The following is a 24154-nucleotide window of genomic DNA, read 5'->3' on the forward strand; positions in this document are numbered from 1 at the left end:
TCGATGCGCAGAATCCTCGGCGGCGCCACAGTGGTCGCCCTTCTCCTCGGCGCCACACCGGCCGCCGCCGCTGCCCGTCCGGACGTCCCGTCCGCCGACCGGCTCTCCTGGCTGGCCGACCACCTCGGCCGGCAGACACTGCCCGAGCGCGACGGTTGGGCGGCCGACGGCCCCGGCACCACCGGCGGCTCGGCGGCCACCCCCGAGCGGACCCGGGTGGTCCACGACCGGGCGGAGCTGGTCGCCGCGCTGGGCGGCGACAACGCCGGCAACGCCGCCGACGCCACCCCGAAGCTCATCTACGTCGACGGCGTCATCGACGGCTTCGAAGGGCCCGGCGGCACGCCGCTGAGCTGCGCCGACCTGGCCGACCCGGGCTACCGGTTGGACGCCTACCTGGCCGCGTACGACCCGGCGGTGTGGGGACGGGTGCCACCGAGTGGGCTGCTGGAGGAGGCTCGGGTGCGCTCGGTGACCAACCAGACCCGGCAGACCCAGATCAACGTCGGGCCGAACACCACGATCGTCGGGCTGCGCGGCGCTCGACTGACCGGGCTGACCCTCATGATCGACCGGGCGTCGAACGTCATCGTCCGCAATCTGACCCTCGTCGACGCCCGGGACTGCTTCCCCGCCTGGTCGCCGACCGATGGCGAGGCCGGCAACTGGAACAGCCAGTACGACCAGATCTCGGTGCGCCGCAGCGAGAACGTCTGGGTCGACCACAACACCTTCACCGACGGCGACAACCCGGACAGCGCCCAGCCGGTGCACTTCGGTCGGCCGTACCAGGTGCACGACGGGTCGCTGGACGTGACGCACACCGCCAGCCTGGTCACCGCCTCCTGGAACCGCTTCACGGGTCGGGACAAGCTGATGTTGATCGGCTCGTCCAACACCGTCGGCCCGGACGTGGGCCGGCTGAGGGTCACAGTGCACCACAACCTCTTCGACGGCGTCCTGCAACGGCTGCCCCGGGTGCGTTTCGGTCAGGTCGACGTCTACAACAACCACTACCGACTCGGTGGCGACGACTTCCAGTACGCGCTCGGCGTCGGTGTCCAGTCGGCGATCTACGCGCAGAACAACTTCTTCACTGTGGACCCGGCCGTCGACCCGGCGGACCTGCTCTACGACTGGGGCGGCACCGCGTTGACCGAGCGAGGCTCCTGGGTCCGCCAGGGCGGCGGCGCGGCCCGACCGGTCGACCTGCTGGCGGCGTACAACGCGACCCATGACCCCGACCTGGCCGCGGACGCGGGCTGGACGCCCACCCTGCGCCGCTACCCCGTGCTGCCGGCGCCGCTGGTCCCCCTCCTGGTGAACCCGCTGGCCGGCGCCGACCGGCTGCCGGTCTGACGGCTCGGCGCGCACGCGACTCGCGGTCGGGTCGGCGACGTACGGGCTCATCGATGTGGTGAAGATCGGCTATAAGTGACGCATGGACTTCCCGCCGCACCTGGGCAGCATGCCGATGCACGCGATCACCGAGATCCACGGCGAACCGGGCCTGCTGGAACGTTTCCGGTTGGAGGTCCAGCAGTTCGACGACGCCGCCCGGGCGCGGTTGACCGCCGCGCTCGACCTCGCCGCCGAACTGCACCGCGACGATCGACGCGTCCGCGAGCCGTACCTGAACCACCTGTTGCGGGTGGCGATCCGGTTGATGCACCACTACCAGGTGCGGGACGTGGACGTGATCGTCGCCGGTCTGCTGCACGACGCCGTGGAGGACCACCCGGTCGAGCTGGCCGACGGCGACCCGGGCACCGACCCGACCGGGGCCGCGCTGGCCGCGCTCGCCGCGCGGTTCGGGCCACGGGTGGCCACCCTGGTCGCCGCGGTCACCAATCCGGCGTACGACCCCGAGCGGGACCGCAACGCGCAGTACCGGGAGCATCTGGCGGTCAGTCTGGACCGGGAGCCCTGGGCCCGGGTGATCAAGGTGTCGGACTTCACCGACAACGGCGTGGGCGTGATCCACACGGTCGGGCCGAAGGTGGTCTCGTCGGCCCGGAAGTACCGGCCGCTGGTGCCGCTCTTCCGGGACCTGATCGGCCGGCCGGACACCCCGCTGTCGCCCGCCGTGAAGCGGCACATCTTCGGCCAGCTCGACCTCGCCGAGGAGCGGTTCAGCGCCATCCTGGACCAGCCCGCCCCGAACTGACCCGCCCTGTCGGTTCACCCGACCGGGTTTCGTGACGAGCTCTCAGATCACCCAGTCGGAGGCGGTGGCCGCCCTCGGCGAGCACGGCCTCTCGGCGACGACCGGCACGGAGGGACAGTGGGCCTCTCCGGCGCTACCCTCGGCGGCGGCTTCGGGTTTCTCACCCCCTATCTCGGCATGGCCTGCGACAACCTGATCGGCGTGGAGATCGTCGTCGCGGCGGGCGCCGACGGGGCGAAGGTGCTCGACGTGGACCCGCGGAACTACCCGGACCTGCTCTGGGCGCTTCGCGGAGCGGGCAACGGCAACTTCGGGATCGTCACCCCCTGACCTACCAGGTCGCTCCGCTCACCAGCGTCGCCTACCTTCAGGTGACCTGGCCCGGTCTCGGCGACCTGCACGAGGTCCTCGACGCCTGGCAGCGCGTCGCACCCTTCACCGACCCGCGCCTCGGCAGCCAGATCGAGGTCCACCCTGCGCCACCCGTACCGCCGGGCGCGGCCAACCCGCCTTGTGCGCAACCTTTGCTCTGCTTCAACCGGCGCAACAGTTCGGGCGCCGATCTGTTGCGCCGGTTGAAGCAGAGCAAAGGACGCGTGGGAGACGTTGGGGGTCGGTCAGGCCGGCGCGCGGGGCGGGACGTCGGGATGGTGGCGCGGCCGCTCAGGGGTACGGGAGCGCGGAGCCGGACTTGCCCGCCTGCACGAGGTGCTCCAGCCAGGGTGTCGGGGCGACACCCAACTCCCGGTGCAGGTCGGCGCGGAACAGCTCGAAGCGCCGTACCGCCTCGTTGATGTTGCGCTCCGCCAGGTGCACGGCGATCAACGCACGGGTGGCGCTCTCCCGCAGCGGCTCCAACTGCACGGCGGTCAACGCCACCTGTACCGCCTCGCCGAACCGCCGCCGCGTGGTGAGCCACTCGGCGAGCGTCTCCAGCGCGTACAGCTGGGTCTGGCGCAGCCGCTCCCGCTCGGTCAGCACCCAGTCGTCGTACCAGCCGGGCAGCAGTTCGCCGGTCGCCAACGCCGGCACGCCGGGGCCGACAGCGACCGGCGCACCCCCGGCCAGCAGTGCGGTGGCCGCGGCGCCCAGGGTGGCCACGTCGCTGGTCACCCCGGCGGCCAGGGCCAGCCGGTCGTCCTCCTCCACCAGCGGCTCGGGGGTGACCCGGTGCAGCCGCCAGAGCATGGTGCGCAGGTTGGCCCGGGCCCGCTCCTCGTGCGAGCCGGGCCAGAGCGTGCCGGCGGCCTCGGAGCGGGCACACCGCTGGCGTACGCCGAGGTAGGCCAGCAGTCGGCGGGCGCCCTGCGGCACCGCCACCGCCCGCCCGTCGCGTTCCAACCCGAACCCACCGAGCAGCCGCAACGCGTACCGGCCGGGCTGCCCCGCGTCGGTCTCGGTTGCCCCGGTGCGAAGGTCCTGCGTTACCTCGTGCACAGCCATGCTTGCGCCTCTCGCACCCGATCGCCCCGTGGCAGTTCCACGCTCGGGTGTGGACGGTCGACGCGCCAGCGCAGTGTCGTCTCACCGACCCGGGGAACGGTGGAGATCAACCGTTCGCCGGACTCGGGCCCGGCCGTTCAGCGCAGCTTGCTCAGCGTCCGGGCGTACGCGGTCCACTCGGCGGCGTCGCCGACCTCGGCGCGCACCCCGGCCTCCTTCATGATGCCGAGCACCTGCTCGGGCTGGGCGTCGGCGAGCTTGCCGAGGGTGCTGATCCCGGCGCGGGTCAGCGCCGCCCGGGCCTTGGTCGGCACCCCGGCGAGCATGGCGATGTCGGCGTCGGCGACGTTCTCCAGCTCGGCCTCGATGCCGAGCGCGGCGGCGACCGCCGACTGCGCGCCGACAGTGGTCCGGACGATCACCGCCTCCCGCTCGCTCACCTCGCCGAACATCGCGTCCACACTCGGGTAGGCCGTCTCGGCCGGCAGCACCTTGAGCACGTCGCGGACCGTCCGGCCGTCGGCCAGCTCGTCATCGCCGAAGAAGCGGATGAACTCCGTCAGCTTCACCTCGCGCGGGAAGCGCTGCCGGACGTCGCCGTTCTCGGCCGCGTACCGCTCCAGATAGGCGGCGCCCCTGACCTTCGGGCCGGCGACCACGTCCACGCCCAGGGTCTCCACGGCGGGCAGCACGATGGTGCCGGCCTTGGTCTGCCAGATGCTGACCTTCTTGTCCAGGAACATCGTGGTGCCCATGTACTTTCCGAAGTCCAACGTGCTGATGTAGTTGGGGATCTGCTCGATGGCGTGTGGGCCGAGGGTCACCTTGTTCTCGTGCACAGTGGAGTGCAGTCGGTTGATCTCCGCGCGGATCTCGTCGAGCAGCCGGCGCAGGCTCACCCGCATCGCCGCCATGCAGGAGAACGCCTTGGCCAGGTCGGTGCCGAGGTGGTCCAGGTCGTGCTCGATCCGGTGGAACCGCTCGTTGAAGCCCTGCTCGCCGGGGGTCTGCCCGGCCTGCACCACGTCCTCGCCGTCGACCCAGTCGCTGTGGGCGAAGGTGCGGGCGAACGGCGGCGGCGCGCAGCCCGGCTCCACCGCCGGGAACGACTCGGCGTAGCTGAACACCCGCTTCGCGCTGCCGACGTTCTCGTAGATCCAGGACGAGACCAGCACGCTGGCGTCCGACTGCGGAATGCCGTGTTCGGTGAACATCCGGTAGAGCTCGGTGACTGTCAACCCGTCGTAGTTGATCTCGCTCGCCATGATGATGTCCCTCTCAGAGCTGGTCGTACACGCCGCGGTGCCGGCGCTGCTGGAAGGTGCGGAAGGTGCGGGCCACCGCCGGGGGCAGCGGCTCGGCCGTGCCGTCGTCGTCGAGGTCGACGTGGTCGCGCCGGATGCCGAACGTGTTGATCTCCACCCCGAGCGGGCAGACCCTCGTCAGCGCGTTCATCAGCCGCTCGTACTGCGCCAGTGTCAACGTCACCCCGTCGGGCAGCTCCACCCGGAACTCGTACGGGTCGGTCAGGCCGGTGCGCACGTAGGACAGCGCCACCACGGCGACCAACCCGGCGTGGGTGGGCCGCAGCGTGGTCCGCGCGCCGACCGCCTTGATCTCCGCCGTGCCGCCGCCGAGCCCGACCGTGTACCAGCGGAACCCGGTGGCCCGGCGCTCGCTGAGGTTCAGCCCGGCCTGGGGCAGGCCGATCACACTGCACACCAGCAGCACCCGGTTGCCCGTCTCGACCAGCGGCAGCGCGGCGGCGAGATGCTGGTCGCGCAGCAACCGGACCAGCCGGGCCAGTCGGTCGCCGGCGGCCGGCTGACCGGCGATCAGCGCGCCGGCCAACGCCGCCGGCAGCTCGATGGTCTCCACCAACTCGTCGGGGAGCCGGTTCAGGGCGGCCACCACCGGTGCCGGATCCCGCACCGCCGGCAGACCGGCGGCGGCCAGCACCTGGTCCACCGGCTGTCCGGCCGGCCGGGTCGGCACCGCCGCCCACCGGGTCCGGGCCACCGCGTCGGTCAGCGGCGCCCACGCCGGCTCCCCGGCATCGGTCCAGGCCCTCGCGGCGGCGGACAGACCGGCCAGCAGCAGCGCGTTGCCGGCCGGGTCACCCGGCGCGTAGAACTGCGCCTCCACCGCCGTGTCCGCGCCGAGGGCCGCGCTCAGCGGCGCGGTCACCGCCAGCCCTCGGGTGGGCAGGTGGGACAGGTACATCCGGGTGGTGCTGATCCGGTGCACTGTCGGCAGGCCGCACACCCGCCACAGCCAGGCCAGCTCGCCGTCGGCGGCAACCGTTGGCACACCGGCGGCGCGGGCCGCCGCGATCAGCGCCTCGGCGGTCCGGTCGCCGGTGGGTGCCCGGCCGGCGTCCAGCACCCGGTTGCGCAGATCGGTGGCCTGCGCGGGGGTCGGCCAGCTGACGTCGACGCCGAGACCCAGCTCGTACCGGCTTCCACCGGCGTCGTCCTGGGCTCGGGTCACCTGCCACACGATCGGCGAGCCGAGCGCCCGGCAGACCCGCCCGGCGCGGTCCAGGGCGGCGGCCAGCGGCGGCGCGACGCCGTGGGCGCTGTCGAAGGTGTACGACTGACGCAGGCTGGCCCGCAGGGCCGTCACCTCGGTCAGCCGGCTGGTCGGCAACGCCCGGCCGGCGTGCGTGGTGTTGTTCGGCGGGGTGTTGGCGGGCAGCACCAGGCGGTCGCGGCGCAGTTGGGCGAGGAAGTTCGTGCGGTGCTGCGGATCGCCGACGGCGACCAGCCGGATCGCCACAGCGAACCGGTCGTCGTCCTCGCGCACTGTGAACCGGGCGCCGCCGGGCAGGTCGGCGAAGAGCCCGGCGTTCGGGTCGGTGTCCGCGCCGGGGCCATTGAGCAGGTGGCGTACCGCGCCCGGGGTGGGCAGCAGGAACCGCCGGTAGAGCCCGAGCCGGTGGGCGTACGCGGCGTCCGGCTCACGGGCCGGCGGAGGAAGCCGGCGCGCGTACACCTCGCCGTTGACCGGCTCGTGCACCAGCTCGTCGACGAAGCGGGCCACCCCCACGTCCGCGCCGATCCGGTCCAGCGCGTCGCGCCGGGCGTGCGCGAGGGTCCGGTACGCGTGCACCTCCCGGGCCGCGCGGCGCAGCCGGTGCTTCTCGTACGACATCAGGTAGAGCAACCGGCCCAGGTTGCCCTCCAGTACTGCCAGCTCGACCAGCGCGGGAAGCGCCGCACCGGTGACCGCCGTGGCGGCGGCACCGTCAACGGACCGCTCGACCGCGACGGCGACCGGGAACGACGCGACCAGCGGCTCGTCGGCGGTGTCCGGCACGTACGCCGGCACCGACGCCCCGGCGGCCGACCAGGGCGCGAAGACCACCGGCGGCAGCACCCGCTCGCCGGTCCCGCCCGGGTCGACGGTGACCGTCACCCGCACGGTCTCCTCGGCCAGGTCCCGGCGCAGCACCACGGTGAGCAACGGGTGTCGGCTGGTCCAGTCCACCGCGGCCGCGCCGCTGGCGGCGATCGGCACCACGACCCGCCGGACGGTGCCCGGGTACGGGCCCTCCAACTGGTCGACGAGGTTACGTTCGACGGACGGGTCTGCCCCGTCCACCGGCACCCGGATGTCGGTCACCATGCCCCCGCTCAGACGATCCGGAACGGCCGGGGGTCGTCCCGGTCGACGTAGACGGGTACCTGGTTCGCGGCGAGCACCGCGTTGTCGCCGACCGGCAGCCGCTGCACTCCGTCGCCGATGGGCGCGCTGCCGGTCACCACCACCGCCGAGTCGGCCGGGAAGCGGACCAGCCGCAGGTCGCGGACGTCCGCGACGCCCGGCTCGTTCATCAGCGTCCAGATCACCTCGGCGGCGCGGACCGGCTCGCCGAAGGGCAGCTCGTCAACGTAGCGGCGCAGTCGGGCGTGCAGCCGGGCCCGCAGCTCGGTGGCGGCGGTGGAGGCGTTCACCGTCTCCCGGGAACCGGTGGGCAGCGGCAGGCCCCGGATCACCAGGTCGGCCTCGACGCCGATGCCCACCTCGTCGGCCCGGTCCACCGAGGCGAAGATGCCCACCGGGCGCAGGTCCTCGATGACCGACTCGACGGCGGCGTGCAACCCGTCCGGGCCGTCCCAGATGGCCGCGGCGGTGGGCGCCACCAGCACCGTGACGTAGTACGGACTGCCCAGGTCACGTTCGGTGCTGAAGACCCGTTCGATGAAGGTGAAGTTGCCGAAGATGGACTGGTTGAGGTCCAACCCGCCCCGACCGTCGAAGACCTGCACCTGGCGTACGCCGGGCACTGTCGCCACGGCCAGGCCGATCGCCTCGGCGGTCCAGATCGAGCGGGGGGCAGCCAGCAGCAGCTGCCGGTAGCGGGCGTCGGAGACCTGCTGTTCGCCCCCGGTCAGCGCGACGGTGTGGGTGATGTCCACCAACTCGGCGCCGGCGGCCTGCTCGGCGTCGTCCAGGTCGGCCAGCAGGGTGTCGGCCCGGTTCCACCTGTCGATCTTCTGGCTGGCCTGGGTCGGGTCGAGGTTGTGCGCCGCGCCGGGATAGAACGCGGCGACGGCCGGCACCCGTTCGCCGACGGCGGCGGAGAGCACCACCGTCTCGTCCAGGGCCACGTGGTGCCCGCCCGGTGTGGACAGCCGGGCGCCCCGGGGCAGAGTGAGCTGGGTGCGACCGGTGGGCAGCGCCGCCTTCAGCTTCAGCTTCACGGTCCCCCGGGCCGACAGGTAGGGCCGGGGGATGCCGAGTTCCTCGCCGAGGCGGGTCAGCGCGTCGGCGGTCGCCGACACGACGTAGGAGTTGTCGTAGACCGCGCCGAGCGCCGCCCACAGCCGGGCGTCCTCCAGGGCGGCCAGTTCGAGGACCTTGCGCAGCACCGCGCCGCTGGTGAGGTCGATGTCGTCGCCGAAGAGCAGCCGGGCGGTGGCCAGCTTCTCGGCGAGCAGCCGGGCGAAGGACTTCGGCACGAAGCCGGTCTCGACGATGCCGAAGCCGGTCGAGCCGGTGGCCCGCAGCGCGGCGGCGTCGACGGCCAGGACGTCGGCCAGCTCGGCCGGGAGGGTGGGATCAGACACTGGGCAGCTCCCCGAGATGCACCGAGAGCCGGTCGTCGGTGATGGTTTCGAACTGGACCTGCACCTGGAGGGTGCGAGACGAGCGCAGCGCCGCCCCGGCGGCGTCGTCGGCGCCGGTCGCACCGACGCCCAGCCGCCCGTCGTCGAGGTTGACGTCGACGATCTTGCGGACCCGGGGGTCGCGGTCGAGCAGGGTGATGATGCCGATGCGCACCTGTTCGCGGATCAGGTTCGGCTCGATCTGCTCGGCGAGGGCGTTGAGGCCGTCGAAGCCGAACGTGGCGTCGAAGACGTTCGAGCCGCGCAGGGTGGTCAGCGCCACCGCGAGGCTCTGGGCCACGTTCCCGGTGCCGGCGACGAGGGCCAGCACCCGGCCGTTCGGACCGTCGTCGAAGACGACGTCGCGGGCCAGGTCCACGCCCGGCATCGTGGTTTCGAAGGCGAGGCCCCAGCCGAGGTAGCGGCGCTGGGCGGCCTGCCGTTCGCGCTCGGTCCGGTCCACCTCAGACCGCCTTCAGCTTGCTCTGCCCGGCGCTGGCGGACAGCCCGGGGCTGGAGCCGTCGGTGGCGCCGCTGAGCGAGTCAACTGCCACCCCGGCCCCGCCGACAGTGAGCTTGCTGGCGGCACCGGTCGCCGTGGTCACCGTGCTGCACTGCTTGGTGGAGTTGCTGGTGGTGATGGTGCACCCGGCCACCGACTTGCCGCTGATTCCGTCCGGGCGGGTCACCGCGACGTTGTCGACGGTCAGCTTGCTCTGCCCGGCCGGGGTGACCTTCCCCTGGTTGGGGCAGTGCACGTCGCTCGACGTGGTGAGCACGAAAGCCATGTCTACCACTCCTCAGTGGACGTTCATCGCGTTGTCGACCTGAACGTCGACATCGTCGGCGGCGATGTTGACGGTGCCGCCGCTGATGTTCACCGCGCCGTTGCCCGCGTCCAGGTCTATCTGGGTGGCGGTGATGGTGATCGAGCCGTCCTGCTTCATCACGATCGACGACCCGCCGGCGGCGTGCTCGATGGTGATGCTGTCGGCCTCCTCCGCGCGGGCCGGGCGCTGACCGCGACCCTGCAACTGGGCCCGGCCCACCCGCACTGTCAACTCCCCCAGCTCGATGACCCGGTTGCCGTCACCGTCGGTCAGGTCGTGCGCCACCTTGCCGTCGTGGTCAGCGGGCACCACCGTGTCGCCGATCGACGAGCGGCTGTTGCTGGCAACCCCGACCGGCAGGGACAGCCACCAGTCCCCCGGCTGCGACACCGGGGCGTGCCCGGTCGGCCAGAGCGCGCCCACCTCCACCGGGTCGTCAGGCGCGCCGTTGCGGTAGGCCATCGCCACCCGGGTGCCCGGGTAACGGGGCAGGATGAGCCCGCAACCACCCCAGGCGAACGGGGTCAGGTAGGTCACCCCGGGCAGCGGCGCGGGTTGCTCCCGGCGTACCGGCAGGCGGCGGGCGCCGTTGGGTCGACCGTCCGGGCGGGCCAGCCCCTCCCACACCGTCTCGGTCTGCGCCGGTGGCTCGACCGCGCCGCTGGCGTTGGTGGCCGCCGCGCGTACCTCGCCGATCTCCAGGCCACGCGTCTCACCCCGAGCGGCGCGGGCCGCCCGCCGCACCGCCTCGGCGGCGGCCACCCCGGGCGACGACGCCGGGCCGGCCGGCTCGGCGGCGCCCACCCCGGAGGCGTCGCTCCAGCTGTCCCATGCCTGGGCGCCCGAGGTGACCTCGACGCCCTGCACCACAGTGACGAAACCGGCGGTACGCGACACTGTGTGCCGGGCGGCGCTGAGGTAGAGCAGCTTCGCCCCCGCGCCCAACTCCCCGGTCGACGGGGCGAACGGCGCCGCGAACGAGCCGAGCAGCGCCGCGCCGACGCTGCCCAGCGTGGTGGCCTCGTCCACCGCCGGCGGGTCGAAGCACACCAGGTCGCCGGGTTTCAGGTCGGGGCGGCCCTTGAGGGTCAGGGTCCACGCCCGACGGCGCGGGGCCGCGGTGCCGCCGGACTCGGTGGCGGCGTACGGGTCGGTGTCCTGGCTGCCGTTCTCGGTGCAGGCCAGCAGGCCGGTGGCGAGGGTGAGCGGCTTCGGCTCCCCCTCCGGGTACGGGACGGGCCGCTTGCCGACGTGCACGGTGCCGTCGCGGATCAGCAGCATCCCCCGCCCGTACGCGTTGAGCGACTGCTGCAGCGCGCCGCCGATCCGCTCCACGGCGGCGCGGTAGAGCAGGCCCGCGCCGAAGGCCACCCGCTCGTCGCCGGCCGCCTCGGTGGCGCCCCGGGTCATCGTGCCGTCCGGGTTGGCGCCCCAGGTCGCGATGTCCACAGTGGCGCGCTCGGCGACGGCCCGGATCGCGGCGGTGAAGGTGGCCGCCTCGAACCGCTCCGCGACCCGCTGACCGAGCCGGGCGTACGCCTGCTCGACGAGGGTCAGCTCGGTGTCGTAGGTCCGCTCGCCGGTGAGCCGACGCACCTTGGTCACCCGCAGCACGGCGACCAGCGCCTGGGTCAGCTCGGCCGGGGTCGGGCCGGCGTTGACGCCGACCAGGTTGGTGAAGAACGCGCCGACGGAGGTGTTCGCGTCGCGCCAGTACAGGTGCAGCTTCGCTACCAGCGGCGATTGGCCCTCGGCGGTGCGCAGCGCGGCGAAGTGCTCGTCGATCAGCCCCTGCACGGTGATCGTGTACGCGCCGGGGCCCAGCCCGTCGGGCAGCGCGGCGTCGATGGCCGCGTAGTAGTCGGCGCTGGACAGGGTGAGCGTGGCGTCCTGGCTGAGCCCGGTCGGGGTCTCGCGGTGGAACGTCACGGTCCAGCCGGCGTCGTTGCCGACCGCGCCCTGGCGTACCTGGCCGGTCTGGAACGGCGTGAGCGTCATCGCAGCACCCTCCGCAGCTTCTTGTCGAGCAGGTAGCGGTAGCGCAGCCGGGCGGGGCCCAGCTCGGACTCGACGCGCTGCGCGGGTGGGCGGCGACGCCAGACGAACTCGTTGATCGGCGGTGGCCCGAACTGGTCCATGGCACGGTCGGCCCGACGCCAGGCCAGCGCGATGGACGAGCCGTAGTCGCCGGAGCCGCGGACCGTCCCGGCGTGCAGCAGCCAGCTCAGCACCAGCAGCTCCACGGCGACCGGGGCTCCGACTCCGGCGTCGCTCGACAGGCCGGCGTCGGGGCAGACGCGGCGCAGGCCGGCGGCGAGCGGCACCGAACCGAGGATCCGGGTGCCCTGGCGAACGACGAGGCGCAGTGGCACCCGGCCGACCAGGGCGGGTGGCCGGGGCGCGGCCGACGGCGCGGGCCGGGGCGCCAGGTCGTCGGCGGAGCTGCTGACCACGGCGAGCGGGTCGGTGTGCAGCCACTGCCGGGCCAGACCGGTGGGCAGGATCAGCACCGCGTGCACACCGGCGCCCAGCTCGACGCGGTGCGGGAGACCGGCGGTGAGGCTCTGCCGCACCTCGGTGAACCCGTCGGGCACCTCGACGGGTGTCTCCGGCAGCAGGTAACGGTCGATCGGGAACGGCGGCATCAGTTCCCCAACCCGTCGGCGAGGGCGCCGACTCCGATGCTGGCCACGTCGAGCAGCTTGCCGAGCAGGCTGGGACGGGGCACGTGGACGAGGGTGATGGTGGTGTCCAGGACGTCGCGGCGGGCGGCCGAGGCGTTGAAGGTCAACGACTGCACCTGCATGTCGGTGCGAATGGTCATCGAGGTGACCAGGATCAGGCCGCCGAACTTCCCCCCGGAGTACGCCGCGAGGGCGGTGCCGCGTTTGCTCGCCTCGGCCATCGTCTCCAGGGCGAACTTCCACGCGTAGCGTTCCGCGCCGACCAGCACCCCGGTCAGGGTGATGGTGTCGTCGTGGGTGGCCACGATGGCCTTGTGCGCGGTGGAGCCGATCGGCGGCAGGTGGTACGTCTCGGCCAGCGAGATGGCGGTGACCGCCCAGAGCGGGATGGGCAGGATCCCGTCGCTGATGATCGCGGACGGCACCGTGCCGTACCGCATGAAGCTGCTGGTGATGGCCATACTCAGCGCCCTCCGGTGGGTGGCAGCGGCACCGGCGTACCGGTGGGTTCGACGGCGAGGCCCAGATCGCGCAGCGCCTGGGTGATCTCGCGGACCTCGCCGGCGGCGCTGGTGACCCGCAGCCGCAGGCGGCGGGCCTCCAGTGCGGCGCTGATCCGCGCGGGCCGGGTGGACGCGGAGCCGCGCCGGTTGATCCGCTCGATCTCGGCGGCGGCGTCCTCCATCCGGGAAATGGCGTCGAGGATGCGCGGGTCGGGGGTGAAGCCGGGATCGTCGCGGTGCAGGCGGGCGATGGCGTCACGGAAGTCGGCCGCGTCACGGCGCAGGTTGGTCACCAGGTTGTCGGTGAGCGCGCTGACACCGCCGACGCTGGCGGCCCGGTGCGACTTGTCGTCGATGAGCCACACCCAGCCGTCGTGGCCGATGCCGACCAGGTCGGTGCCGGCGACCTTGACGTTGGCGTCCGGTCCCTTCAGGAACAGCTCGATGCTGCTCAACGAGAACGCCGCGCTGTACTCGCCGAGCACGCCCCGCCCGTAGGTGACCATGTCGTGGCGCAGGTAGGCACGGAAGCCGGGGCCGTCGTCGGCGCGTCCGCCCCGTTCGCGGAAGCGCCGCCACAGTGTGGTCAGGGCCTCCGGGTTGTGCACGGCGAGCTGCTGGGTGAGCCAGACGTCGCCGCCGGCGACGACCGCCCGCAGGTCCGGGTCGCCGATCCGGGCGAGGGCGTCGGCGAGCCGGGCCTCGCTCATCTGCAGACCGCGGGACCGGGCCCGACCCAGGTCGTCGACGGCGGCGCGCAGCCGGGTTACCTCGTCGGGGCTGAGCCGGCCACCGAGGCGGGTCTCCAGGTCGGCGACGGCGGCCCGCTTGCCGCCCTCGCCCTCGGCGGCCACCGCCCGCCAGAGCGCGGCGGGTTCCAGCTCGGCGGCGCGGCGCACCGCGGCCTGCCGGTCCGCCGGCATGGCCCGGAACGCGTCGCCGACGATCGCGGCGGGCTCGACGTGCCGGCCGGCCGCGCCGCCACCGGCGTCGAACTCGCGCAGCAGCGAGTCGGCGTACGCGGCGGAGTCGTCGGCGAGCCGCAGCGGCGCGTCTCCCACGATGCCGTCGCGGGGTCGGCTCAGCTCGCGCATCTCGGTGTTGAGCTGGTCGAAATACTCGCCGAGGGTGGCCACCCGCACCCCCTCGGGCAGGGTGCCGCCCTCCAGCACGTGGTCGAGGATCGCGGCGATGTTGTCCCGCAGCACGGCGATGCGTTCCAGCCGGTTCAGCGCGTTGCCCAGGTGCAGGTCGCCGACGTCGTCGACGATGCGGCGGATGAGGTGTTCCAGAAGTCGCCGTGAGCGCACCTCGCCGGCCTCGCTGTGCGCGGCCACGGTCCGCATGAACTGTCGCAGCCTCGGGTTGGCGTCGGCGGCGGCGTGCACGGCGGCGGCGTCGAGGAACCGGCCGGCGCGGAACCGGCGCGGCCCGGTCACGGCCGCACCACCGGGACGCGCGGGCCGGCGGCGGCGCCACCGGCTGGGGCGTCGAGCACCATGAGGATGAACCGGGCCCCCTCCGGACCACCGACCGCGCCGCTGAGCATCGCCTCGCGCTCCACGTACGCGAGCACCGGCTCCATCAGCTTCTGCACGACCCGTTCCAACACCTCGTTGAGCAGGATCTCGGTGAGGAACCCCTGGAGCAGGTCACGGGACGCGGCCTCGATGATCTGCCGGGTGACGCGGCGCACCACGTACCCCCGGGCGGCGCGCAGCCCGGCGCGGACGCCGAAGCGCAGCGCGACCCGGCCGCCGCGCACGGCCGCGCCGCCGATGGTGCCGGCCTCCGGGATCAGTGACAACGCCAACCCGAGGTACGCGGCGAACAGCTCGACCTCGACCTCGGTGCGGGTGAGCACCAGTTCCGGGTCGAGCATCGAGGTGTAGAGGCGCTCGCGCTGGTGGGCGTGTGCCACGTCCACGGCGGCGACGGCGACCCCGACCACGAAGCCCAGCGGCGGGCAGAGCAGCGACAGCGCGATGATCCCCACCATGACGGCGAACGCGCTGAGCGCCTCCCGGCCCAGCTCGGTGCCGAACAGGTCGTCGATACCTGTGGCGTAGTAGAGGTTGCCGCCGAAGAACTCGCCGATCTGCTGGTGGGTGACCAGGTGGATGCCCTGGAGCGCGAAGCGTCCACGGGGGATGGTGGCCGACGGGATGTGCTCGCTGATCCGGCTGGACCGGAAGGCGAACCGGGCATCGGTGCGGGCGCGGCCGAGCATCTCGGTGTTGTGGCGCCGCATGTCCTGCAACACCCGCCACAGCTCGTCGCGGATCGCCGACCGGTTACCGGCGAAGCGGGCCAGCACGTCGGGCAGGTCGGTGATCTGTTTGACCAGCGGGTCGATGCCCTCGGCCTCGCCGCGTTGGATGACCAGCGCCTGTTCGATCTCGGCGAGGGTCCAGAGCACGGCATGCGAGTCGCGGATCCGCGTGGTGCCGTCCTGTTCGACGATCTCCCCCGCCGCGCCGGGGCTGCTCAGTGCGGCCTCGGTGGCGAGGAAGGCGCTGGAGATGGCCCGGGCGGCCCCGTACCAGGCGGTGGACGGGTTGGCCATGCTCACCGTGGCGAGGGTGCCGCCGCCGACGTCGGTGTGCGCGGACACCCAGCGGGCGGCCTCGTGGCGGCGCAACCGCTCGCGTAGCCCCTGAAGCTCGGCGTAGTCGGTGAGCTGGGAGACGATGAGCCGCTCGAAGATCGGCGCGTACCTGTCGAAGTGGGCGATCCGCGCGTCGATGCCGGTCCGGGAGCTGAGCAGCAGCTGCACCAGCATGGCCTGGTTGCCGACCATGAACAGCTGCCCGACCGCACCCTTGACGGCGGGGCTGAACGCCTGGACGAAGTGCAGGTTCCAGGACGCGGACGTGTCGATCCAGCCGCCCTGGATGCGGGCGAAGTGCTCGGGCTGGCTGTAGCGGCCCATCACCCGCTGGGCGAGGCTGTCCAGTCGGGGCACCACCCCGGCCAGGTGTCGCAGGAACTGCACGGCGGGTGAGGCGACCGGCCGGAAGTCCAGCGGACCGAGCCGGCCGCTGCCCTCCGGCACGGGTCGGGTGAACGCCTCCCGCTCGGTCGAGCCGACCAGCAGGCTGATCGCCGCGGCCCGGCCGCGCAGCATGGCGGCGGCCTGGAGGCAGAAGTTCGCCGGGTATCGGCACGGATCGCCCATCTGCAACCGGAACGCGATGTCGTCCATCAGCCGGCGCAACTCGTCGCCGTCCGGGCCGAGTGCGGCCAGCTCCGGCTCGCCGTTGAACGGTGCGCAGGCCCGCAGTTCGGAGTGCTCGCCGGCGACGGCGGGAAACCGTCGACCCTCCACGCCGGGCGGGGCGCTGGGGCTGCTCGGGTCGAAGACGAACCCGCCCCGCCGGGCGCTCCCGGTGCCGTCCCCGCCGCTGCCACCGGCGTCACCGCCGGGCCCGGTGCCGGTGCCCAGGCCGCCGACGCCGGTGCCACCCGGCCCGGTGCCGGACCCGGTGCCCGTTCCGGGTCCACTGTCCGTGCCGGATCCCGTGCCGCTGCCGACGCCGCCGCCGGGAGGCGCGTTCGGGTCCCGTGGCGTCGCAGGGCGCTGCTCGACGCTGATCGGCAACAGGTTGGCCGTACCGGTCCAGTGCAGCGTGGCGTCGGTCTCCTCGGTGCCCACCAGCAGCAGCGACACCCCGCCGACGCGGACCACCACCAGGCTGGTCGGCAGCGCCCCGCCCACCGAGGCGAGGATCCCGTCGACCCGCCGGGTCACCTCCACGTCGACGGCCCGCTCGATCTGCGTGCGGTACTCCTCGACGCTCGTCGTCTCGCCGCGCGGCTGGGCGATCCGCAGCCGCTGCCGGATGTCGTCGCCGAGCTCACCGTCCACCATGGCCACCAGCCCGGCCCGGTCGGTGACCGGCCGACGCTCCACAGTCCCGGGCTGCGGGCTGGGCACCCGCGCCTCCACCTCGAAGTGCGGCTGCGGGGTGGCCCGGAACACCGTCTCGCCGAACGTGTCGAAGGTCAGGTACGACAGCGGCGTGGTGGTCACCATGACCAGCCACACCTGCCGGCCGGTGGGGTCGATCACCCGGGCGATGACCCCCTGCGGGGTGCCCGACGGCAGGCCACCGTGCTGGCGTACGGCCTCCCGGGCCAGCTCGGCGAAGTGGCCGACCAGATAGGTGACCGGCCGCAGCAGCCACTGGTGAGTGACCCGGGGCAGCTCGTCGCTGTTCACCGGCACCTCGGCGGCGTCCCCACCGTCGTCGTAGGACGGCACCCGGTAGACGGCCAGCAGCTGGCGCATCCGAGACGCGTCGAACAGTTCCTCCGCCGGCTGGCTCAGCGGCACGGCGACCCCGGGCGGCAGCCCCGGATCCAGCCGCGCGGCGGTCACCACCTCGTCGATTCGCCGGCGCAGCCGGGCCTCGACGGCCCGTCGGTCGTCCGGGGACACCCGCGCTCCGTCCGCGCCGGCCCAGAGGAAGGTCGGCGCGTTGGGGCGTACCTCCAGGTAGCCGCCGTGGGGCGCGACCACCTCGCGGCGGGAGCGTTCCAGGGCGCGGGCCAGCGCCGCGCCGAGCGCGTCGGTCACCGCCTCCGGGCGTTCGGCCAGCGACCGGGCGTCCACCCGGATCCGCACCGGAACGTGCACCGAGATGGCCACCGTCAGAACCGCCCGTCCAGGTGCTCGGCGAGGCGGGCGAGCGCGAGGTCGGCGAGCGCGTCGGCGTCGACCGCGCCGCCGGCCGCGACCACCTCGATCTCCACCGGGAAGTGGTACGCGATGACCGCGCGGTCGTCCTCGGCCACCTGCTCGGCCTCCGCCTCGCTACCGGCCGCCGGCAGCACCACCTCACCCGCGTGCACCAGGGCCAGCCCGGTACGGGTGACCCGGGCGGCACGGCCAGCCACGGTCGCCATCTGCTACCTCCGGTCAGTCGTCGTCGGGTCAGGGCAGGACGGACGGGTCGCCGGTCTTCGGGTCGACCGAGGCCGCCAGGCTGAAGCCGCTGAAGGTCGCCGCCGGTGCGCCCGAGATGGTGGCGGTGGTCGGTGTGGCGCTGGTGATCAGGCAGTCCCGCAGCACGAACGACGAGAACGACCAGTCGTCGCCGGTGTGCTCGAGCAGCGCGATGTCGAACAGCTCGCCGTCCAGGGCCAGCTTGGTGAGCCGGCCGGCGACGTCCCCGATCGCCTTGACGGTCATCGTGAAGTTCATCGAGACGGGCGCGTGGATGGCGCCCAGGTGGGTCACCTCGCACGAGTGCAACGCCTCGATGTTGAGCGAGAAGGACGGGCTGAACGAGTCGATCGGGCTGATCAGCACCGTCTCGGTGCCCTTTGTGTACTGCACCGCGAGGCGGGTCTTCCACTCCATGGTCTGGTTCCTCCGGGTCAGAACTTGGCCACGAGCGTGACCAGCAGGCGGCTCACGGCCGGGCCGTAGGTGACGGTGACGACCAGGTCGACGGTGCGGTCGGCCCGGGCGGCGGTGACGATCGAGGTGTCGGTGGCGGTACGCGCGACCTCGGGGATGGCGAGGATGTCCAGCACCGGGATCTCGATGCGGTAGTCGTTGATCACCGCCTGCCGCTTGAGCGGGCCGAGGATGCCGTCGACCTGGGTCTTCAGCAGCGTCATGCCCGGCTTGGTGATCCGTGCGTCACCGACCAGGCCGATCAGGCCGGCGCGCAGCATGAACTCGATCTGGTCGAGGGTGCGCACCAGGTCGACGTGCAGCAGGCTCGCGTCGGAGGTGAACAGCCGCCCGTCGGCGAAGTGCAGGCTCTCCCCGGTGATCAGTGTCGGGTCGATGATCGGCGTCAGGTTGGCCTCGGAGAGCCCCTTGATCTCCGCCGGGCTGTACTGCCTGGCCACCGGGACGGCGACCCCGCGGATCTTCTTCAGCACGATGCTGTGGTGCACCGGAAGCCCGGCCACGGCGGCCATCGCGGCGGTGGCCGCGTCGCCGTCCGCGCCCCGGGCGGCGATCATCACCATCCGGCTGGTGCTGCTCTTGAGCGGGTTCGCGGCGGTGCTGATGTCCGCGACGTAGGTGGGGCCCTTCTCGGTGGCCGGATTGACCATGGCGAAGCCGATCCGCCGCTGGCCGGCCGCGGACATCGTCTCCACGTGCGCCTTGAGCGCGTGCAGCCCGGTCGGCGCTCCGGCACCGGCCGGGTTGCCGACACCCGACTCGTTCGCCAGCGACACCATCGTCACGTCGTCGGCCGCCTCCAGGCCGCTCAGGGCGGCCGCGTATTCGTCACCGGCGACCTTGACCCCGTACACCTTCGCCGGACGCGGATCCTGGAGGAACGCCAGCTCAAGGGAGTTGTAGAGGGCGTTGCGGACCACGTTGCCGGCCTGTCGGCGGGCGAAGTTGGTGACCGCGTCGTCGAGGGTCTCGATCCGCACCGGCGTGTTCGCCGGCGCGGAACCGCCGTCGGCCGTGGCCGGTGCCTTGCCCACGACCGCGATGACGCCCGGCGAGCGCTGGGCCAGCGGCGCCGGTGGCGGCACGATCCGGACCTCGATGTACGGGAATGCTGCTGTCGGTGCCACGGGTCCTCCCGGACGAAGTTGCTGCTGCTGTCGTTGTGCGGCTCCCCGCCACCGCGGTCGTTGTGCGGCTCACGAGTTCAGGGCGGCCAGCCCTATGCCGCTGCGGGCGAGCCACTGGCCGGCCCGGGCGAACCGGGCGGCCCGCTTCTGCGCGTCGGTGCCGGTGTCACCGCCGGGCCAGCCGTCGTCGTCGAACGTCTCGATGGGGACCACCCAGACGGCGACCACCCGGTGCCGCCGTCGCACGTCGTCCGATGCGGGCACGTCCAGACCGAGCTCCTCCGCGCGGGCCCGCACCAGGCGGGTCTCGACCAGCAGGTCGGCCAGGGAGAAGCCCTGGTCGCGGATCAGCACGGCAGCGGCGAACGGCAGCGGGCGTGGGGTCGGCGGGGCGGCCGACGGGGCGGCGTAGCGCAGCTTCACCGTGGCCCCGGCGGCCTGCCCGCGCATCCGGGTCACCAGATCGCCGGCGTTCGCGGCGCCGACACCGGCGAGCAGCCGGTCCAGGTGGGCGTCGGTGAAGGCGGCCGGCTGGTGCAGCCCGGCCCGGAGCCGGGTCACCAGCCGGGTGCGCCGTTCGGCCTCCAGCTGGGTCGGGTCGGCCGGCAACGCGCCCAGGTCGGCGACGATCTGCGGGTCCACGTCGAAGGCGGGCACCGCCACGTCGAGGTCCTCGACCCGGTCCCGGGCGGCGCTGGTCCGCACCACCAGGCTTCCCCGCCACAGGGCGTCGATACGCAGCGCCGAGCCGCCGAGGCCGTGCAGGCGTACGCGTAGCTCGGTGCGGGTGGTGCCGCCGGAGCCCAGCCACTCCCCCTCGGCCACCGTGACCGGCGCGGCGGCGAAGCCGAGGGTCAGCTCGTCGAAGACCGCGGCGTACGGCGGCCCGACCGGCATCGCCTCGGTGTCGTACGCGGCCTCGACCAGGTGCGCCAGCGACGCGTCATCGAAGAGCGCGGCGCGGGTGCCCGGATCGGCCAACCGCACCAGCACCCCGTCGACGAAGTCCACCGCACGGCCTCCCCGCTGCCCGCGCCGGTGCACAGTGCCCGGCCCGGCACGAGGATCGCGAAGGCGCCGTCACCCGAGCGTCACCGCCACCGTCACAGTGCCCGAACCCGGCCCGGACTGTCGGGAACTGAGCACCCACACAGCGCGGCCCGAGGCCGTGTCGCTCCTGAGCGCGATGCCGCACAGTCATCGTGATGCCGCACAGTCATCACGCTCATCCCAGCTCGTGCTCCGAGACCGCCGTCACCCACCGGGAGCCGTGCGAGCATGCCGATGCTGACCCAGACGTACGCGTTGGCGCCCACGAACCCCCACGGTCCAGCCGACCCGTTGGCGAAGACCCAGACCAGCCCACTGCACAGCACCACGTAGCCGACGGCACCGGCCCACGTCCGACGACGGGTCGTCGCGTCGACCGGCGGCCACGGCAGCGTGGACGCGGCGAGCACCACCAGCCCTGGCACCAGCCACACCAGGTGGTGCACCCAGGTGACCGGGCTGACCAGGCACGCGGCGACTCCGGTCAGCGCGAAGCCGGCCCGTTCGTCACCGTCGCGCACGGCCCGGCGTACCCGTAGCGCCCAGACCGCCAGCACGGCGACGACCAGCACCAGCCACAGTCGCCGGTCCGGGTGCGCCGGATCGAGCCGGGCGACCAGGCCGAGCAGCGACTGGTTCGACACGTACGCCAACTCACCGACCCGGTCGGTGTCCCACAGCGCCTCGGCGAAGAACGTGCGGCTGGCCTGCGGCGCGAACGCCGCCGCGACCACTGTCGCGCCGACGGCGGTGCCGATGGCCGTGGCCGCGGCCCGCCAACGCCCGGTGACCAGCAGATACCCGATGAAGATCGCCGGGGTGAGTTTGACGGCGGCGGCCAGCCCCATCCCCACGCCGGCCAGCCGACTGCCCCGCTCCAGCAACCACAGGTCCAGATAGACCAGCGCCACCAGCAACAGGTTGACCTGCCCGAAGCTGACAGTGTCGCGCACCGGGTTGAGCCCGGCCAGCAGACAGCAGGCCAACGTGAGCGCGTACCAGCGGGTCCAGCCGTGCCGCCGGGCCAACGGGTCCACCAGCAGGTGCAGCAGAAACGCGACGGCCAACACGGTGAGCAGCAGGTTCGCCGCGATCGTCGGGTACCAGGCCAGCGCCGCCATCGGCAACATGCTCACCGCGGCGAACGGCGGATAGGTGAAGCCGTACCCGTTGGCGGTCGTCCATCCGTACAGGTCGCCGCCGCGTACCCAGTGCCCGACCGCTCCGTGGTAGACACCGACGTCGAACCAGCCCCGATGCCCGGGCAGCACCGCGATGGCCGCCGCGAGCAGGGTGACCAGACCGAGCACCGTCACCACCTGCCGACGACCCGCGTTCATCGGGCCACCTCCACCGGGGCGGACGGCACCAGCAGGCGCAGCGAACCGACCGCGACCAACCCCACCAGCACCCCGGCGGCGGCCAGCACCGCCTGCGCCGCGTCCGGTCCGAAGCCACTGGGCAGCGCCACGAACGCGAGCACCACAGCGCCCAGCGCCGCCGCCGGCCGGGCCCGCCCGTGCGCCGCCGCCGCGATCAGCACCAGACCCCACAGCGCGTACCAGGGCCGGGTCGCCGGGCCGAGCAGCGCCGCCGCCACCAGCACCAACCCCAGCGCGTACGCCGGGCCGAGCCGCCGCCGATGCCACCACACGCCCACCGCCACGGCCAGTACGGCGGCCACGCCCAACGCCAGGCAGAGCCGCATCGGGGCATCGCCCAGGTGCAGACCGAACCGCCCGGCCCCGCGCGACGCCACCCGACCCAGCGCGCTGGAGATCGACCAACTGTGGCGGTACATCGGGGTGCCGAGCGCGCCGACCCACCCGTACCCGATGCCGGTGGCCCAGGTGACCACGGCGGCGGTGCCCAGCGTGAACCCGGCGGTGCGGGCCACCGAGGTCGGCAGCCCGCGGTGGCGCGCGGCGAGCGACACGACCACCAGCAGCCCGACCACCGCCGGCACCTTGACCAGCGCGGCGAGGGTGACCAGCACGGTGGCCGCGCCGTAGCGGTGCTCGAAGGCGAGACTCAGCCCGGCCACCAGCAGCCCCAGCATCACCGCCTCGTTGTGGGCGCCCGCGACGAGGTGCAGGGGTACGAGCGGATTGAGCACGCCCAGCCACAGCGCGGCGGCCGGGTCGACACCACAGTGCCGCGCCAACCGGGGCAGATACGCCACCAGCAGCGCCACCCCGGCCAGCGCCACCAGTCGCAGACCGAGCACGCCCAGCACCACCTTGCCGCCGGTCACCCCGGTGACCCCGGCCGCCACCGCGAGGAACACCGGCCCGTACGGCGCGGGGGTCTGCTGCCACATCTGCGGCACCTCACCGGCCAACGCGCCGCCCAACTGGGCCACCCCGTGCCGGTAGACGTCGATGTCGGCGAGGACCATCGCGCCCTGCGCCAGGTAGCTGTACGCGTCCCGGCTGAACAGCGGCGGCGCCACCAGCAACGGCCCCGCCCAGCAGAGCAGGGTGAGCGCGGCGGAGCGCCGGTCGACGACCTCGTCGGGTCCGTGCGGGTGCCGGCCCGCCCACCACCAGGCGGCGACGAGCAGTGTCAGGCCGGCGTACCCGCAGAGCAGACCCGGCCCCGCGAGCTGCCGCAGCGCACTCCACCACCCGGCGTGCGCGCCGACCGGGAGCGCACCGGCGGCCAGGCCGGCGCAGGACAACAGCGTGGCACCGACTCCCCCGAGCAGCCGGTACGCGACGACGGTCGGCAGTGTGCGCACCCGGGCAGGATGTCGTCCACGGCTGACCGCTACGCGACGCCCGGACGATCACCAGGCGACGTCGCGATGTCGGACCGGCTCGGCCGTCCCGCCGTCGACGGCGCATGGTCTGGTTCGTGTCGATATGCGGTCTACTCGTGCCGGCGTGGCGGCAGGCATATCGGTCACCGGTTGTTAGCGTGAAACGCGGATCCGTGACAGTGGAGGGGTGCCATGACGGACGCCCCCGACGGGAGGCCGAGGCCCGCGGACCAGTGGCGGCACCGGGGCGTACGAGGGTTGACCATCGCCCGCGACGCCGGTGTGCGCGGCTGGCGGTGGTGGGCGCGAAGCTGGGATCGGCTGGTCGCCGCGCTCCAGGACGAGGCGCCCGTCGGGTCCGCTACCGCGCCGTCACCGTCCGGTCCACTCGTCGAACAACGCGACGCACCCCGGCTGATCGCGGTCCCGGCACGCGGGTACGTGTACTCGTTCTACATCCGCGCCAGTTTCGCCTGGTCGTCACCGGCCAGCCTGCGGTCCGAGGTGCTGAGCTGGTACGTGCAGTACTTCCAACCGAACGCGATCCAGCGGCTGACCCGGCTCGCCGCCGACGCCGCCCGGGACCTGCCCCCGCACCGGGCCGGTGACCTGGAGGTGGCGTTGCTGCGGGCGCTCGCCGACGATCCCCTTTGGCACTACCAACGGGGCGACATCACGCTGACCTGCCGCCCCGACGCCGCCGTACGACTCGACGAGCGGATCATGCCGGCGCTCCAGCCGCACGTCGACCGCCTGGTCAAGCTGGAATACCAGTTCGACGAGCAGATCCGAAAGGCCCGGTACGCCGAGGAGCTCAGCCGCCAGTGGGCGACGATCCTGGATGATCACGCGGACGACGACGACCTTGCCGACGCCCGCGACCACATGCTCACCGCGCACCGAGAAGCAGCGAGATGGATAGCCGAACTCCTCCACCAACACGGCGAGCACCCGCCAGAGTCGGCACCCCCGCCCAGAGTCCCCCCGAGCAGGTCCCCCGCCCCGCCCCGCTCCGCCCCCCCATGATCACGTGATGAAAAGTAGGTCTGGGAG

General features: G+C 73.2%; 21 protein-coding genes. 4 read left to right on the forward strand and 17 right to left on the reverse strand.

The features are described from left to right. Positions 1–3: 3 nt before the first annotated feature. From ABZS40_RS09120 to ABZS40_RS09130, 3 genes are all read left to right on the forward strand, one after another. Positions 4–1359: a polysaccharide lyase family 1 protein gene (locus tag ABZS40_RS09120; protein ID WP_354942788.1), complete on the forward strand. Its 1356-nt coding sequence runs from the start codon at positions 4–6 to the stop codon at positions 1357–1359. Positions 1360–1441: 82 nt separating this feature from the next. After that, positions 1442–2167 carry an HD domain-containing protein gene (locus tag ABZS40_RS09125; protein WP_354942789.1) on the forward strand — a complete coding sequence of 242 codons (726 nt, stop codon included), beginning with the start codon at positions 1442–1444 and terminating at the stop codon, positions 2165–2167. 117 nt (positions 2168–2284) lie between these two features. Beyond that, positions 2285–2497: a hypothetical protein gene (locus ABZS40_RS09130; protein ID WP_354942790.1), complete on the forward strand. Its 213-nt coding sequence runs from the start codon at positions 2285–2287 to the stop codon at positions 2495–2497. 333 nt (positions 2498–2830) lie between these two features. Here ABZS40_RS09130 and ABZS40_RS09135 read toward each other — a convergent pair whose 3' ends face one another. From ABZS40_RS09135 to mptB, 17 genes are all read right to left on the reverse strand, one after another. Then, a complete protein-coding gene (locus ABZS40_RS09135) occupies positions 2831–3610 on the reverse strand; it encodes a BTAD domain-containing putative transcriptional regulator (protein WP_354942791.1) in 780 nt (259 codons plus the stop codon). A 137-nt stretch (positions 3611–3747) separates the two neighbouring features. Beyond that, positions 3748–4875, reverse strand: coding sequence for a hypothetical protein (locus ABZS40_RS09140; protein WP_354942792.1), 1128 nt, complete (start codon positions 4873–4875; stop codon positions 3748–3750). 13 nt (positions 4876–4888) lie between these two features. Continuing rightward, entirely contained in the window at positions 4889–7237 is a 2349-nt protein-coding gene (locus ABZS40_RS09145) for a hypothetical protein (protein ID WP_354942793.1), read from the reverse strand. An 8-nt stretch (positions 7238–7245) separates the two neighbouring features. Beyond that, complete coding sequence (locus tag ABZS40_RS09150) at positions 7246–8682, reverse strand: baseplate J/gp47 family protein (protein ID WP_354942794.1); 1437 nt, start codon at positions 8680–8682, stop codon at positions 7246–7248. Beyond that, a complete protein-coding gene (locus ABZS40_RS09155; RefSeq protein ID WP_354942795.1) occupies positions 8675–9184 on the reverse strand; it encodes a hypothetical protein in 510 nt (169 codons plus the stop codon). The genes ABZS40_RS09150 and ABZS40_RS09155 overlap by 8 nt, the downstream gene beginning before the upstream one ends. Before the next feature lies 1 nt (position 9185). Beyond that, a complete protein-coding gene (locus ABZS40_RS09160) occupies positions 9186–9509 on the reverse strand; it encodes a hypothetical protein (RefSeq protein WP_354942796.1) in 324 nt (107 codons plus the stop codon). A gap of 12 nt (positions 9510–9521) precedes the next feature. Continuing rightward, positions 9522–11549, reverse strand: a complete 2028-nt coding sequence (locus ABZS40_RS09165) for a hypothetical protein (protein WP_354942797.1) — start codon at positions 11547–11549, stop codon at positions 9522–9524. Beyond that, positions 11546–12196 (reverse strand): hypothetical protein, encoded by a 651-nt coding sequence (locus tag ABZS40_RS09170; RefSeq protein ID WP_354942798.1) that lies wholly within the window; start codon positions 12194–12196, stop codon positions 11546–11548. The genes ABZS40_RS09165 and ABZS40_RS09170 overlap by 4 nt, the downstream gene beginning before the upstream one ends. Further along, positions 12196–12696 carry a hypothetical protein gene (locus ABZS40_RS09175; RefSeq protein ID WP_354942799.1) on the reverse strand — a complete coding sequence of 167 codons (501 nt, stop codon included), beginning with the start codon at positions 12694–12696 and terminating at the stop codon, positions 12196–12198. The genes ABZS40_RS09170 and ABZS40_RS09175 overlap by 1 nt, the downstream gene beginning before the upstream one ends. Before the next feature lie 2 nt (positions 12697–12698). Then, positions 12699–14177, reverse strand: a complete 1479-nt coding sequence (locus ABZS40_RS09180) for a hypothetical protein (RefSeq protein ID WP_354942800.1) — start codon at positions 14175–14177, stop codon at positions 12699–12701. Then, positions 14174–17389 (reverse strand): hypothetical protein, encoded by a 3216-nt coding sequence (locus ABZS40_RS09185; protein WP_354942801.1) that lies wholly within the window; start codon positions 17387–17389, stop codon positions 14174–14176. The genes ABZS40_RS09180 and ABZS40_RS09185 overlap by 4 nt, the downstream gene beginning before the upstream one ends. A 2-nt stretch (positions 17390–17391) precedes the next feature. Further along, on the reverse strand, positions 17392–17646 hold the full coding sequence (locus ABZS40_RS09190) for a hypothetical protein (protein WP_354942802.1): 255 nt from the start codon (positions 17644–17646) through the stop codon (positions 17392–17394). 28 nt (positions 17647–17674) lie between these two features. After that, positions 17675–18103: a hypothetical protein gene (locus ABZS40_RS09195; RefSeq protein WP_238679320.1), complete on the reverse strand. Its 429-nt coding sequence runs from the start codon at positions 18101–18103 to the stop codon at positions 17675–17677. A 17-nt stretch (positions 18104–18120) separates the two neighbouring features. Then, complete coding sequence (locus tag ABZS40_RS09200; protein ID WP_354942803.1) at positions 18121–19290, reverse strand: hypothetical protein; 1170 nt, start codon at positions 19288–19290, stop codon at positions 18121–18123. A gap of 69 nt (positions 19291–19359) precedes the next feature. Then, positions 19360–20301, reverse strand: a complete 942-nt coding sequence (locus tag ABZS40_RS09205; protein WP_354942804.1) for a hypothetical protein — start codon at positions 20299–20301, stop codon at positions 19360–19362. Positions 20302–20393: 92 nt separating this feature from the next. Beyond that, complete coding sequence (locus ABZS40_RS09210) at positions 20394–21680, reverse strand: glycosyltransferase 87 family protein (RefSeq protein WP_354942805.1); 1287 nt, start codon at positions 21678–21680, stop codon at positions 20394–20396. Then, positions 21677–23080: a polyprenol phosphomannose-dependent alpha 1,6 mannosyltransferase MptB gene (gene mptB / locus ABZS40_RS09215; protein ID WP_354942806.1), complete on the reverse strand. Its 1404-nt coding sequence runs from the start codon at positions 23078–23080 to the stop codon at positions 21677–21679. Before mptB ends, ABZS40_RS09210 begins: the two co-directional genes overlap by 4 nt. Before the next feature lie 213 nt (positions 23081–23293). Here mptB and ABZS40_RS09220 point away from each other — a divergent pair, with 213 nt between their 5' ends. Further along, positions 23294–24127: a hypothetical protein gene (locus tag ABZS40_RS09220; RefSeq protein ID WP_354942807.1), complete on the forward strand. Its 834-nt coding sequence runs from the start codon at positions 23294–23296 to the stop codon at positions 24125–24127. Positions 24128–24154 lie beyond the last annotated feature (27 nt).

Origin of the sequence: Micromonospora sp. NPDC005324 (genome assembly GCF_040607155.1) — a bacterium.
In the GTDB taxonomy this organism is placed as follows: Bacteria; Actinomycetota; Actinomycetes; order Mycobacteriales; family Micromonosporaceae; genus Micromonospora; species Micromonospora trifolii.